At 72.5% G+C, this 13,317-nt stretch carries 10 protein-coding genes; 1 reads left to right on the top strand and 9 read right to left on the bottom strand.

Annotated elements, in window-relative coordinates:
* Positions 1 to 29 precede the first annotated feature (29 nt).
* From ACZ3YO_RS01490 to ACZ3YO_RS01465, 6 genes are all read right to left on the bottom strand, one after another.
* On the bottom strand, positions 30 to 887 hold the full coding sequence (locus tag ACZ3YO_RS01490) for an ABC transporter permease (protein ID WP_465545718.1): 858 nt from the start codon (positions 885 to 887) through the stop codon (positions 30 to 32).
* A gap of 103 nt (positions 888 to 990) precedes the next feature.
* The gene (locus ACZ3YO_RS01485) at positions 991 to 3,831 is read right to left on the bottom strand and encodes an alpha/beta fold hydrolase (RefSeq protein ID WP_465563354.1); all 2,841 of its coding nucleotides are present in this window, start codon (positions 3,829 to 3,831) and stop codon (positions 991 to 993) included.
* Between the two features lie 210 nt (positions 3,832 to 4,041).
* Positions 4,042 to 4,512, bottom strand: coding sequence for a GNAT family N-acetyltransferase (locus tag ACZ3YO_RS01480; RefSeq protein WP_465563351.1), 471 nt, complete (start codon positions 4,510 to 4,512; stop codon positions 4,042 to 4,044).
* A 1-nt stretch (position 4,513) separates the two neighbouring features.
* On the bottom strand, positions 4,514 to 5,452 hold the full coding sequence (locus tag ACZ3YO_RS01475) for an RluA family pseudouridine synthase (protein ID WP_396319362.1): 939 nt from the start codon (positions 5,450 to 5,452) through the stop codon (positions 4,514 to 4,516).
* 72 nt (positions 5,453 to 5,524) lie between these two features.
* Positions 5,525 to 6,115, bottom strand: a complete 591-nt coding sequence (lspA, locus tag ACZ3YO_RS01470) for a signal peptidase II (RefSeq protein ID WP_465563347.1) — start codon at positions 6,113 to 6,115, stop codon at positions 5,525 to 5,527.
* Positions 6,116 to 6,311: 196 nt separating this feature from the next.
* Complete coding sequence (locus ACZ3YO_RS01465; protein WP_465563344.1) at positions 6,312 to 6,821, bottom strand: TraR/DksA family transcriptional regulator; 510 nt, start codon at positions 6,819 to 6,821, stop codon at positions 6,312 to 6,314.
* Between the two features lie 622 nt (positions 6,822 to 7,443).
* Here ACZ3YO_RS01465 and ileS point away from each other — a divergent pair.
* Entirely contained in the window at positions 7,444 to 10,626 is a 3,183-nt protein-coding gene (ileS, locus tag ACZ3YO_RS01460; RefSeq protein ID WP_465563341.1) for an isoleucine--tRNA ligase, read from the top strand.
* Positions 10,627 to 10,789: 163 nt separating this feature from the next.
* Here the strand turns inward: ileS and ACZ3YO_RS01455 are convergent, their stop codons facing one another.
* From ACZ3YO_RS01455 to ACZ3YO_RS01445, 3 genes are all read right to left on the bottom strand, one after another.
* Complete coding sequence (locus tag ACZ3YO_RS01455) at positions 10,790 to 12,127, bottom strand: DivIVA domain-containing protein (protein WP_465563338.1); 1,338 nt, start codon at positions 12,125 to 12,127, stop codon at positions 10,790 to 10,792.
* 59 nt (positions 12,128 to 12,186) lie between these two features.
* Positions 12,187 to 12,468 (bottom strand): YggT family protein, encoded by a 282-nt coding sequence (locus ACZ3YO_RS01450; RefSeq protein WP_238740330.1) that lies wholly within the window; start codon positions 12,466 to 12,468, stop codon positions 12,187 to 12,189.
* Between the two features lie 93 nt (positions 12,469 to 12,561).
* The gene (locus tag ACZ3YO_RS01445; RefSeq protein WP_030391444.1) at positions 12,562 to 13,164 is read right to left on the bottom strand and encodes a cell division protein SepF; all 603 of its coding nucleotides are present in this window, start codon (positions 13,162 to 13,164) and stop codon (positions 12,562 to 12,564) included.
* Positions 13,165 to 13,317: the final 153 nt, after the last annotated feature.

Here is a 13,317-nt window from a genome sequence, read left to right as displayed (position 1 = left end):
TGAGGGGTGCGCCCGCGAAGGCGCACCCCTCAGGACACCACGTCCTTGCGGGCGAACCCGCGGAACGCCAGCGCCAGCAGCACCACCGCGTAGGAGAGCGACAGCGAGACGCCCTGCACCATGCCGCCCCACTCCAGCTGGGGCTGCAGGGCGTCCGCCCAGGCGTACTGCCAGTGCGCGGGCAACCACTCGCGCAGGCCGCCGAGCGCGGTGACGGCGTCCAGCACCCCGGTGATGATCGAGGCGAACACCGCCCCGCCGACCGCCCCCAGCGGCGCGTCCGTCGCGGTGGAGAGCCAGAACGCCAGCGCCGCGATCACCACCTCGCTCAGGAAGACGAACGCCACCGCGAGCGCCAGCCGCGGCAGCGCCTCCCCCGCCGACAGGCTCATCCCGGCCGGCAGCTTGAGGTCCCCCCAGCCGTACGCGGCGGTACCCACCAGCAGACCGATCGCCGGCAGCATCACCACGGCGGCCGCCGAGAACGCCAGCCCCACGGCGAACTTGCGCGCCAGCAGCCGGGCCCGGGGCACCGGCGCGGCCAGCAGGTAGCGCAGCGAGGACCAGCTCGCCTCCGAGGCCACCGTGTCCCCGCAGAACAGCGCGACCGGGATCACCAGCAGGAAGCCGGTGCCCATGAAGAGCATGGTGGTCGCGAAGTTGGGCCCCGAGGCGGTGGCCAGCTCGATGAAGGTGGTCCGGTCGGTCCGGCCCGGCGTGCCACCGATCTGGAACGCGGCCAGGATGACGAACGGCATCGCCGCCAGCACCCCGCCGATCACCATGGTCCGGCGGCGCCGGAGCTGGCGCATCGCCTCGACCCGCAGCGGCAGCGTCCGGCCCGCCCGGTAGCCGGCGGCGTGGTCCGGTGAAACGACCGTGCTCATGACCCCACCCCTCCCCCAGCCTTGGCGGCCGGGAGGTACCCCCACCGCCCGGCAGACGCTTCGCACAACGCGCGCCCCTTGATCATCCGCTCGTCTCGCTCGCTCACGCCGGGCCTCCGATCAGCGACAGGAACGCGTCCTCCAGCCGGCGGTGCGGCCCGGCCCGCTCCACCGGCACGCCGAGGCGCACCAGTTCGGCCAGCAGCCGGCTCGCCGCCATGCCGTCCAGCCGCACCAGCAGCCCGCCCTCGACCGCCTCGACCGAGCCGACACCGGCCAGCGCGCCCGCCTTGTCGGCGGCCGCCGCCAGCTCCTCCGGCCCGTACGAGGCCGGGGTGCCGACCAGCAGCAGCTCGCCCGCGCCGACGATCTCGGCCACGGCGCCGGTGGTGACCAGCCGGCCGCGGTCCATCACCACCAGGTCGGTGCAGCTCTGCTCCACCTCGGAGAGCAGGTGGCTGGAGACGATGACGGTCCGCCCGGCGGCCGCGTACCGGATCATCACCTCGCGCATCTCACGGATCTGCGGCGGGTCCAGCCCGTTGGTCGGCTCGTCCAGGATCAGCAGGTCCGGCAGACCGAGCATGGCCTGGGCGATGGCGAGCCGCTGGCGCATGCCCTGCGAGTAGGTGCGCACCGCCCGGTCCAGCGCCTCGCCGAGCCCGGCGATGGCCAGTGCCTCCTCCAGGTGGGCGTCCGTCTCCGGGCGGCCGGTCGCCTGCCAGTAGAGCCGCAGGTTGGCCCGGCCGGTGAGGTGCGGCAGGAACCCGGCCCCCTCCACGAAGGCGCCGACCCGGGAGAGCACCGGCGTGCCCGGACGCACCAGGTGGCCGAAGATCCTTATCTCGCCCTCGTCGGGCCTGATCAGGCCCATCAGCATCCGCAGGGTGGTGGTCTTGCCGGCGCCGTTGGGCCCGAGCAGGCCGAGCACCTGCCCCTGCTCGACCCGGAAGCTCAACTCCCGGACGGCGTACCGGTCGGCGGCGCCCTTGTAGCGCTTGCTCAGACCGGTGATCTGCAGTGGCACCCCGGCCAGCGCCGGGTCGTACGCCGGCCCGCGGCTGCGCCGGCCACGCCGGTGCAGCCGCGGCACCAGGAGCAGCGCGGCCGCCACCGCGACGGCGGCCAGCGGGAGCAGCCAGGTCCGCGCGGGCAGCGGCGCCGCCTCGGTGACCAGCTCGTCGACGGTCGGCACGGTGAGCGCCCCGGCCACGGCCGCCCGGTAGGTGGCCGGCTCGGCGGGCGAGGCGTACGCCAGGTCGGTGGAGGCCAGCACCAGCCGCAGCCGGTGCCCGGCGGCAAAGGTGTGGTCGACGGCGGGCAGCGCCACCGTGACGGTCCTCCCGCCGGCCGCGTCGGCGCCGGTCACCCGGAGCGGGGCGGCCAGCTGCTGCGGCAGGCTCTGCTTGCCGTCCGGCCCGACGTCGTACAGCTTGGCGAAGAGCACCGCGTCGGGCTTGTCGGCCTGGACCCGGACCGGCACGGTGGGCTGTCCGGTCAGGTGCAGCGCGCCGTCCAGCGGCGCGCTGTCGAAGGTGGCGTGCTGCCCGGGGAAGTCCAGTGAGAGCCCGGCGCCCAGGGCGGCTGCCTGGCTGAGCGCGCCGACGCCGGGCAGCGCGGAGATGTTCGGCGGGGCGCCGCCGGCCGGGTTGGCGAAGGTCTGCTCGGCGCCGGCCGTACCGCCGCGCAGCTCGACGGTGCGCGAGCCGGTGCCGCCGAGGCCCGGGTAGGCGTCGGCGGAGGCGCCGCGCAGCACGGCCTGGAAGCCGGTGGAGTCGACCCCGCCGGTGCGGGTGACCCGGAACGCCGGCCCGGTGTCGTTCCCCGAGCCCTTCGGGTCGCGATTCTTCAGGAAGCGGTCGAACCAGGCACCCACCCGGTCGTCGACGCGGGCGCTGGTGTCGGTGCCGCCGTCGTGGCCGCCGGCGAACCAGTCCACCGCCACCGGAGCGCCGTTGGCCGCGACCGCCCGGGCGATCGCGTCGCCCTGGTCGAGCGGGAACAGCGAGTCCTGCTGGCCCTGGACGACGAGCGTCGGCGCCTTGAGCCGCGCCGCCACCGAGGACGGGCTGGAGCGCTCCAGCAGCGCGACCGCCTCCGGATCGGCGTGCCCGGCGGTCGCGACCCGGTCGTACATCCGGCAGAGCTCGTCCAGGAACCGCCCGCAGCCGACCGTCCCGTCCCCCGTGCCGTCCTGGGGACCACCCGGGGTAGCCCCCGCCGTGGGCCGGGGCGCACCGCCGGACGGGCCGAGGTCGCCCGCGGCCCCGGTGGTGAAGAAGATTCCGGCCCAGAGCTTCTTGAACACCCCGTCCACCGCGCCCGAGCCCCGAACGCCCTGCGGGAACAGCGCGTCGGCCAGGTTCCACCAGGTGATCTGGCTGGCCACGGCGTCGATCCGGCTGTCGTAGGCGGAGCCGAGCAACGCCACCGCCCCGCCGTACGAGGCGCCGGTGATGCCCACCCGCGGGTCGCCGGGCCCGTCCAGCTGCACCTCCGGCCGCTGGGCCAGCCAGTCGACCAGGTGCTTGACGTCCTGTACCTCGCGGTCGGGCGCGTTGAGGCCGATCTTCCCGCCGGAGTGCCCGAAGCCGCGCGCCGACCAGGTCAGCACCGCGTAGCCCTGCCGGGCCAGCTGCTGGGCGCGCTCGCGCTCGCCCTCCTTGGAGCCGCCGAAGCCGTGGCCGAGCAGGACCGCCGGGCGCGGGCTCGTCCCGGTGGTGAAGAAGGAGGTGTCCAGCTGGATCTGCCGGTCGCTGCCGGGCGTCTCCGGCATGCCGAGGAAACGGTTCTCCTGGTGAACCGTCCGCTGCCCGCCGTCCGCCACGGCCACCGCCGTACCGGCCCCGGCCACCGCCACCAGGGCCACCGCGCCGGCCAGCAGTCTCCGTCCGGCCGCCGTTCCGCGACCGCGCCACCGGCGCCACGCCCCACCGAGCTCCATGGTCGGTGATCGTATCCGCCGGGCCGGTAGGCGTCCGATAAAGCCGCCCGGGACATCCCCGGCCGAGCAGCGCCGGTTCGCCCGATTCACCCGCCTACGCCCGGGTGTCGTACGCACGTCCCGCCCCGGCGCCCTCCCCCGCCCACGCGTGGGAGGGCGCCGGGACGACCCGTAGGACCGGACACTCTCTGACGCACCGGCGTCCGCCGCCTACAGCACCCGCGTCATCGTCCGGTGCGGGATCCCCGCGTCGTCGTAGACCGGCCCCTCCGCCGCGTATCCGAGCCGCTCGTAGAACCCCAGCGCCTGCACCTGCGCGTGCAGCTCCACCTCACGTGCCCCGCGCCCGCGCCCGGCCGCCTCGACCGCCCGCACCAGCTCGGCGCCCAGACCCGTCCCGCGCGCCGCCTTCACGACCGCGAGCCGCCCGAGCAGCACCCGCCCCTCGGTCCCGCCGGTCAGCTCCAGCGCCTGCGCGCCGTGGATCAGCCGGGCCGTGCCCAGCGGCTCGCCGGCCGGCCCGACCGCCAGCAGGTGCTCGGAGGTGGGATCGAGGTGATCCCACTCCTCCTCCTCGGCGATCCCCTGCTCGACGATGAACACCTCGCGCCGGACGCCGTGCACCAGCGCCAGGTCGCCCTCGCCCTCGGCCACCCGGATCCGCACCGCGGGGGAGCTCATGTCAGCTCTCCGAGGCGATGATGTCCAGCGCCTTGCGCAGGTCCGCCGGGTACTCGCTGCTGAACTGCACCCACTCGCCGTCCGACGGGTGCTCGAAGCCCAGCGAGACCGCGTGCAGCCACTGCCGGGTCAGCCCGAGCCGCTTGGCCAGCGTCGGGTCGGCACCGTAGGTGAGGTCGCCCACGCAGGGGTGGCGCAGCGCCGACATGTGGACCCGGATCTGGTGGGTGCGGCCCGTCTCCAGCTTGATGTCCAGCAGCGAGGCGGCCCGGTAGGCCTCGATCAGGTCGTAGTGGGTGACGGACGCCTTGCCGTCACGGGTGACCGCCCACTTCCAGTCGGAGCTGGGGTGGCGCCCGATCGGCGCGTCCACGGTGCCGCTCATCGGGTCCGGGTGGCCCTGCACCAGCGTGTGGTACTTCTTCTCGGTCACCCGGTCGTGGAACTGCCGCTTGAGGTCGGTGTAGGCGCGCTCGGACTTGGCGACCACCATCAGGCCGGAGGTGCCGACGTCGAGCCGGTGCACGATGCCCTGGCGCTCGGCGGCACCGGAGGTGGAGATGCGGTAGCCGGCCGCGGCGAGGCCGCCGATGACGGTCGGGCCGGTCCAGCCGGGGCTGGGGTGCGCGGCGACGCCGACCGGCTTGTCGACGAGCACGATGTCCTCGTCGTCGTGGACGATGCGCATGCCCTCGACGTGCTCGGCGACGATCTGCACGGGCGCGGCGGGGGCGGGGATCTCGACCTCCAGCCAGGAGCCGGCGGTCACCCGGTCCGACTTGCCGGCCACGGCGCCGTCGAGCGTCACCTTGCCGTCGGCGGCCAACTCGGCGGCCTTCGTCCGGGAGAAGCCGAACATCCGGGCGAGGGCGGCGTCGAGGCGCTCGCCCTCCAGGCCGTCGGGTACGGGGAGGCTGCGGATCTGCGCTGCGGTACTCACCCGTACGAGTATGCCGGACGCGGGGGCCCGCCCCTTACCCGTCCGGTCCCGCCTTCTGAGCCCGAGCCCGTCCTACTCGCCCTTGCCGCCGTCGGCCTTCCCGCTCTTCTCGGCCTGCTGGTGGACGGTGCCGTCCGGGTTGCTGCCGCGGAAGGAGAGCAGGACGACGAGGATGCCGCCGCAGACGATCGCCGAGTCGGCGAGGTTGAAGACCGCGAAGTGCTGGACGGAGATGAAGTCCACCACGTGGCCGCGGAAGGCGCTCGGCGCGCGGAACAGCCGGTCGGTGAGGTTGCCCAGGGCGCCGCCGAGCAGCAGCCCGAGCGCGATCGCCCACGGCAGGCTGTAGAGACGGCGGGCGATCCGCCAGATCACCACGATGACGGACGCGGCGATCACGGTGAAGACGATGGTGAGCGCCTGGCCCATGCCGAAGGCGGCCCCGGAGTTGCGGATCACCTGGAAGGTCATCACGTCGCCGATCACCTTGATCGCCGCATGGTTCTCGAGCCTGGCCACGACCAGCAGCTTGGTCCCCAGGTCGATCAGGAAGGCGACCAGCGCGACGGTCAGCAGGACGCCGATCCGCCGCCGGCCCCTCTGCGCCTCCTGCGCCGCCGGGGCGGCGGTCACCTCACCGGGCTCGGCCACGGCCTCCTCCACGGCTTCGGCGGGGGTGGGGACGGCTTCGTCCCGCGTCTGGGGGGAACCTTGCGTACTGATGATCCGCTCCGCTGCCGATGGGGATCCCCCCGGTCGAAGGTGGGGGGAGAGTGGGCCGCTGGTCGCCGACCCGGGCCGGTCGGGCGACGTTACGGGGTCGAGCGTACGGCAAGCCCGACCCCCCGCGTCGTCCCGGTCAGCGGCGTTCCTGCTTGGCCTTGCACTGGACGCAGAGCGTCGCCCGAGGGAAGGCCTGCAGCCGGGCCTTGCCGATGGCCTGCCCGCAGGATTCGCAGACGCCGAAGCCGACGCCCTCCAGTCGCACGAGGGCGTGCTCGGTCTGGGCGAGGCTGTCCCGGGCGTTGTTGGCCAGGGCCAGCTCGCTCTCCCGCGAGATGTTCTTCGTGCCGGCGTCCACCTGGTCGTCGCCGGCTCCGTCGTTGGAGTCACGCATCAGCCCGGTGATGGCGGCCTCGGCGGCGTCGATCTCGTTCTGCAGCCGGTCCAGCTCGCTGATCAGCTCGGCGTGCAGCTCGCGCACCTCTTCCGTGGTCCACGCGTCCTCGCCCGGGCGGACGGGAAGCTCGGCCGGGTCCACCGATTCGGCGCCTCCGCCACGGGCCGCGGTGGCGGCCGGCGCGCGGGTGCGGCCGGGGGCCACGAGGGTGGCGTCGTTGCTGGTCTTGTGCCGTGCGGTAGTGGTCACGGTCCCCTCCCCTGGTTCGCCTGCCACGGCCTTGCGTGTCCGCTTGGTGGCGGTACCCGCGCCGGTTGCCTTCTCAGCCATGGCTTCGACCCCATCTACGAACGAATCGAGCCGCCGGTTCCCGGCGGCTTCCAGTGCCGGAACGATAATCCCCATCAAAACCGGTCACAACATGACATACCGACGCCTCACCATGATCCCACCCAGGCAGCCGTCACAGCCGCCCCGCCCCGCGCGCTGACCAGAGTTGTGCCCAGATCACCCCTGTCTAACCACCTCCCGGGCGTCGCTCCGGTGACAGCCGGAACGACGGACAAAACCGACTTGCGGCGGCCGATACACTGGGCCTGCAAGGCGCAGATGGGACGAGTACCGACGTACGCAGCCACCAGCGACCCGGGGACGGTGCGAGCCCGGGGGCGTGCACGGCGGGAAGATCACCCCGGAGCCGCCGGAAGAACGGCCGAGGCAGCACGCCACGGCCCACTAGACCCGGCAGCAAGCCCAAACAAGAGGGCCGCAGACACCACCGCGGCCAAGGAGGGTGGTACCGCGGGGCGGCATGCCGTCTCGTCCCTCCGTCGGATCCCGTCCACGCATCCGCCGGAGGTAGACGCCCGCGATGAGCCCCCAACCCGCCACCCACCACCGCCCTTCTGAGGACGCACTTCGCGCGGCCCCCCTCTATCACCCCGTTCCCGCGCAGGTCGACCTGCCTGCCCTGGAGCACCGGATCCTGTCGTTCTGGCAGGACAACAAGGTCTTCCAGCGCAGCCTGGAGCAGTCCGAGGGCCGCCCCGAGTGGGTCTTCTACGAGGGCCCGCCGACCGCCAACGGCATGCCCGGCGCCCACCACATCGAGGCCCGCGTCTTCAAGGACGTCTTCCCCCGCTACCGGACGATGAAGGGCTACCACGTCGCCCGCAAGGCCGGCTGGGACTGTCACGGCCTCCCGGTCGAGCTGGCCGTCGAGAAGGAGCTCGGCTTCTCCGGCAAGCAGGACATCGAGGCGTACGGCATCGCCGAGTTCAACGCCAAGTGCCGCGAGTCGGTGACCCGCCACACCGACGCCTTCACCGAGCTGACCACCCGCATGGGGTACTGGGTCGACCTCGACGAGGCCTACCGGACGATGGACCCGTCGTACGTCCAGTCCGTCTGGTGGTCGCTCAAGCAGATCTTCGACAAGGGCCTGCTGGTCCAGGACCACCGCGTCGCCCCCTGGTGCCCGCGCTGCGGCACCGGCCTGTCCGACCACGAGCTGGCCCAGGGCTACGAGACCGTGGTCGACCCCTCGGTCTTCGTCCGCTTCCCGCTGACCAGCGGCCCGCTCGCGGGCCAGGCCTCGCTGCTGGTCTGGACGACCACCCCGTGGACCCTGGTCTCCAACACCGCCGCCGCCGTCCACCCGGACGTCACCTACGTCGTGGCCACCGACGGCAACGAGCGGCTGGTCGTCGCCGAGCCACTGCTGGCCAAGGCCCTCGGCGAGGGCTGGGAGGCCACCGGCCCGTCGTTCACCGGCGCCGAGATGGAGCGCTGGGCCTACCGCCGCCCGTTCGACCTGGTCGAGATCGAGAACGCGCACTACGTCCTCAACGCCGACTACGTCACCACCGAGGACGGCACCGGCATCGTCCACCAGTCCCCCGCCTTCGGCGCGGACGACCTGGCGACCTGCCGCCGCTACGGCCTGCCGGTGGTCAACCCGGTGCTCGCCGACGGCACCTTCGCCCCCGAGGTCCCGCTGGTCGGCGGCCAGTTCTTCAAGAAGGCCGACGAGGCCCTGGTCGCGGACCTCAAGGAGCGCGGCCTGCTCTTCCGCCACCTGCCGTACGAGCACAGCTACCCGCACTGCTGGCGCTGCCACACCGCGCTGCTCTACTACGCGCAGCCGTCCTGGTACATCCGGACCACCGCCGTCAAGGACGCGCTGATCCGCGAGAACGAGGCCACCAACTGGTTCCCCGAGACGGTCAAGCACGGCCGCTTCGGCGACTGGCTGAACAACAACATCGACTGGGCGCTCAGCCGCAACCGCTACTGGGGCACCCCGCTGCCGATCTGGCGCTGCGAGGAGGGCCACCTCACCTGCGTCGGCTCGCTGGCCGAGCTCTCCGAGCTGACCGGCACCGACCAGAGCGGCCTCGACCCGCACCGCCCGTACATCGACGACGTCAGCTTCGCCTGCCGCGAGTGCTCCGGCACCGCGACCCGGGTGCCCGAGGTGATCGACGCCTGGTACGACTCGGGTTCGATGCCCTTCGCCCAGTACGGCTACCCGTACCAGAACAAGGAGCTGTTCGAGAAGCGCTACCCGGCGCAGTTCATCTCCGAGGCGATCGACCAGACCCGCGGCTGGTTCTACACGCTGATGGCCGTCGGCACCCTGGTGTTCGACAGGAACAGCTACGAGAACGTCGTCTGCCTGGGCCACATCCTGGCCGAGGACGGCCGCAAGATGTCCAAGCACCTGGGCAACATCCTGCAGCCGATCCCACTGATGGACCAGCACGGCGCCGACGCGGTCCGCTGGTTCATGGCGGCCGGCGGCTCGCCGTGGTCGGCCCGCCGGGTCGGCCACAACACCATCCAGGAGGTGGTCCGCAAGACCCTCCTCACCTACTGGAACACCGTCGCCTTCCAGGCTCTGTACGCCCGCACCTCCGGCTGGTCCCCCTCGGCGGCCGACCCGGCCCCGGCCGACCGCCCGCAGCTGGACCGCTGGGTGCTCTCCGAGCTGAACACCCTGGTCCGCGAGGTCGACTCGGCCTTCGAGGCGTACGACACCCAGCGCGCCGGCAAGCTGCTCTCCGGCTTCGTCGACGACCTCTCCAACTGGTACGTCCGCCGTGGCCGTCGCCGGTTCTGGCAGGGCGACGCCGCCGCGCTCGCCACCCTGCACGAGGCGCTGGAGACCGTCACGCGCCTGATGGCCCCGCTCACCCCGTTCATCACCGAGCAGGTCTGGCAGGACCTGGTCGTCCCGGTCGCCCCGGACGCCCCGGCCTCGGTCCACCTGGCCACCTGGCCGGAGGCGGACGAGACGCTGATCGACGCCGATCTCTCCCGCCACATGGCGCTGGTCCGCAGGCTCGTGGAGCTCGGCCGGGCCACCCGCGCCGAGTCCGGCGTGAAGACCCGCCAGCCGCTCTCCCGGGCGCTGATCGCCGCCCAGGGCTGGGAGGAGCTGCCGGCCGACCTGCGCGCGCAGATCGCCGAGGAGCTGAACGTCTCCACCCTGGAGTCGCTGGCAGAGGTGGGCGGCTCGCTGGTCGACACCACCGCCAAGGCCAACTTCCGTGCGCTGGGCAAGCGTTTCGGCAAGGGCGTGCAGGACGTCGCCAAGGCGGTCGCCGCCGCCGACGCCGCCGCGCTCGCCGCCGGCCTGCGGGCCACCGGCGCCGCCTCGGTGGAGCTGAACGGTGAGCAGATCTCCCTCTCTCCCGACGAGGTGATCATCACCGAGACCCCGCGCGAGGGCTGGGCCGTCGCCAACGAGTCCGGCGCCACCGTCGCCCTCGACCTGGCCATCACGCCGGAGCTCAAGCGCCTGGGCATCGCCCGCGACGCGATCCGCCAGATCCAGGAGGCCCGCAAGAACTCCGGCCTGGACGTCGCCGACCGGATCGTCCTGCGCTGGCGCGCCACAACCGAGGAGACCGCCGAGGCCATCGCCGAGCACGGTCCCCTGGTCGCCGAGGAGGTCCTGGCCACCGACTTCTCCGCCGGCGCCGCCGACTGGGAGTCCGAGACCTTCTCCGACGAGGGCCTCGGCCTCGCCTTCCAGCTCCGCAAGGCCTGACCGAACGCGCCGAAGCCGCCGTCACCTCCCCGGTGACGGCGGCTTCGCCGTTCCCCCGCCCGTTCCCCCGGCGGTCCCGGGACGCTCCCGGGGACGAAACGAGGGCGCCCCCACCGTGACCCGGAGGTCACAGAGGGGGCGCCCTCGATGTACTGCGTACCGCCTAGTTGTCGCCGTCCTCGTCGATCAGGAACCCGCGCATCGGCGCCGGCGCCTGCTGCATCGGCTGCGGAGGCTGCGGACGGACGGCCGCCATCGGCTGCGTCATCCCGGCCGGCTGCATCTGCGGCGCACCGGTGTTGCCGCCCGACGCCTGCCCGCCGAAGCTCGGCGCACCGGAGTTGCCGCCGAACGAGCTCTGCCCACCGAACGACGGCTGGTTGCCACCGAAGGACGGCTGGTTGCCACCGAAGCTCGGCGCACCGCTGCTCATCGCGGACGCACCGGCCGGAGCCATCGACGACGCGGCCGGCGGCAGCGAAGCGGTGGCCGGGATGCGCGGCGGGGCGAGCGAGTCGTCCGCCTGCGACTCCAGCTGGCGCAGCTGGGTCTCCAGGTAGGACTTCAGACGCGTGCGGTACTCACGCTCGAACGCCCGCAGGTCCTCGACCTTGCGCTCCAGCGTGGCCCGCGCGGACTCCAGCGAGCCCATCGCGACGCGGTGCTTCTCCTGCGCGTCCCGCTCCAGGGCGTCGGCCTTGGCCCGGGCGTCGCGCTCCAGACCCTCGGCCCGGCTGCGCGCCTCGCCGACGATCTTGTTGGCCTCGGAACGGGCCTCGGAGATCGCCTGGTCGGCGGTCTGCTGGGCGAGCGCCAGCACGCGGGCCGCGCTGTCGCCACCGGGGCCCTGCTGCTGCATCGGGGCGCCGAGCGGGCCGCCCATCTGCTGCTGCTGCGGGCCGCCCATGGGGCCGCCCATCTGCTGCATCTGCTGCTGGCCCATGCCCTGGCCCATCGGGTTGCCCATCTGCTGCGGGCCACCGGGACCGCCCATGGGCTGGAGCATCTGACCGCCCATCGGCTGGACCAGCTGCTGCTGGCCGCCCATGGTCTGGTTCATCTGCTGCTGCTGGCCACCCATCGGGCCGCCCTGGCCGGACGGGAGCTGCGGGGCGCCGGACGGCAGGCCGAGGGGCTGGTTGCCCATCTGCTGCTGCTGCTGCGGGCCGCCCATCTGCTGCGGACCGCCGGGGCCGCCCATCTGCTGCGGACCGGGGCCCTGCTGCTGACCGGGGACCGGCGGGCCGGATATGGCGGCAGGCACGGGGGCGCCGGGACGCGAGTCCTGCGGCGGCTCCTTGCGCATGTTGGCCTGGTTCTGCGCGGCGGCACGGGTCGCGGCGGCCAGCTTGGCGCGCAGGTCCTCGTTCTCGCGGAGAAGGCGGGTCAGCTCCGCCTCGACCTCGTCGAGGAAGGCATCGACCTCGTCCTCGTCATAGCCTTCGCGCAGGCGGACGGTCGTGAACTGCTTGTTCCGAACGTCCTCGGGGGTCAATGGCATCTCTTCACCTCAACGTGATCGTCGGCACACCGGCATCCTGTCGCATCGCTCACCTACGACTAGGGCCGCACAAGCGAGATCAGGACATACACAATGATCATCAGTACGAAGAAGGACAGGTCGAGCGCCACGCCCCCGAGACGCAACGGCGGAATGAACCGCCGAAGAAGCTTGAGCGGCGGATCCGTGACAGTGTACGTGGCCTCCAGGACCAGGACCATGGCCTTGCCGGGCCGCCACGAACGCGCGAACTGGAAAACCCAGTCCATCACCAGCCGCGCAAGCAGGAACACCAGGAAGACGGTCAGCGCGTAATAGAGCACCGCCCACACGATCCCCATCGCGCTTCCCTCTCCCCGGTTCTCGGCCCTCGGGCCCTGCTGCCTGTCGCTAACTCACTGTCGATCAGATCCACACGTAAAGTCGTGGTCGGGTCAGCTCTGGTTGAAGAACCCACCCTCGGCGATCCGAGCCTTGTCCTCCGCCGTGACATCGACGTTAGCAGGCGACAGCAGGAACACCTTCTGTGTCACGCGCTCGATACTGCCGTGCAGACCGAAGACGAGTCCAGCGGCGAAGTCTACGAGGCGCTTCGCGTCAGTGTCGTCCATCTCGGTCAAATTCATGATCACCGGGGTGCCGCCACGGAACTGTTCCCCGATGGTACGGGCCTCGTTGTAGGTCCGGGGGTGCAGCGTGGTGATGCGGTAGGGCTCTCGTTCGTTCACTACCTTGGGCATGATCACCGGGGCGCTCTTCTCCAGGTTGTGGCGGCGTTCGGGTGTGATGGACGACACTGGGGCCATCCTCGGAGTCTCCTGCCGGATCGGGACCGCGGCCGGCACGGGCTGCGGCGTGATCGAGGAGACCGGGGCGGGCGCCGGAGAGGCAGGCCGGGGGATGTCCTCCGTCCGCCCGGTGCGAATCGGCTCGGGGTCCGCGTCGTAGTCGTCGTCGGGGTCGTACCCCTGACCGTCGTACGTCTCGTCCTCCACGAGGCCGAGGTAGACCGCCATCTTGCGCATTGCGCCGGCCATGCTCCTGTCTCCTCCGCTCATGTCCACCTCGCTGCGCTCGGTGGCTGCTTCGCGAACGCGCACCTTCCGATGGTCGCCCGCTCCGCTCGCTCTGCGGACCGGCCCCGTCCCGGCGGCCACGCCGTACGGCCCTGCCTGCGGATTCCGCGGTCC

Source organism: Kitasatospora sp. NPDC022785 (assembly GCF_055561295.1).
Note: the sequence above shows the minus strand (reverse complement) of the source record. Positions and strands in the feature narration are given on the sequence as shown.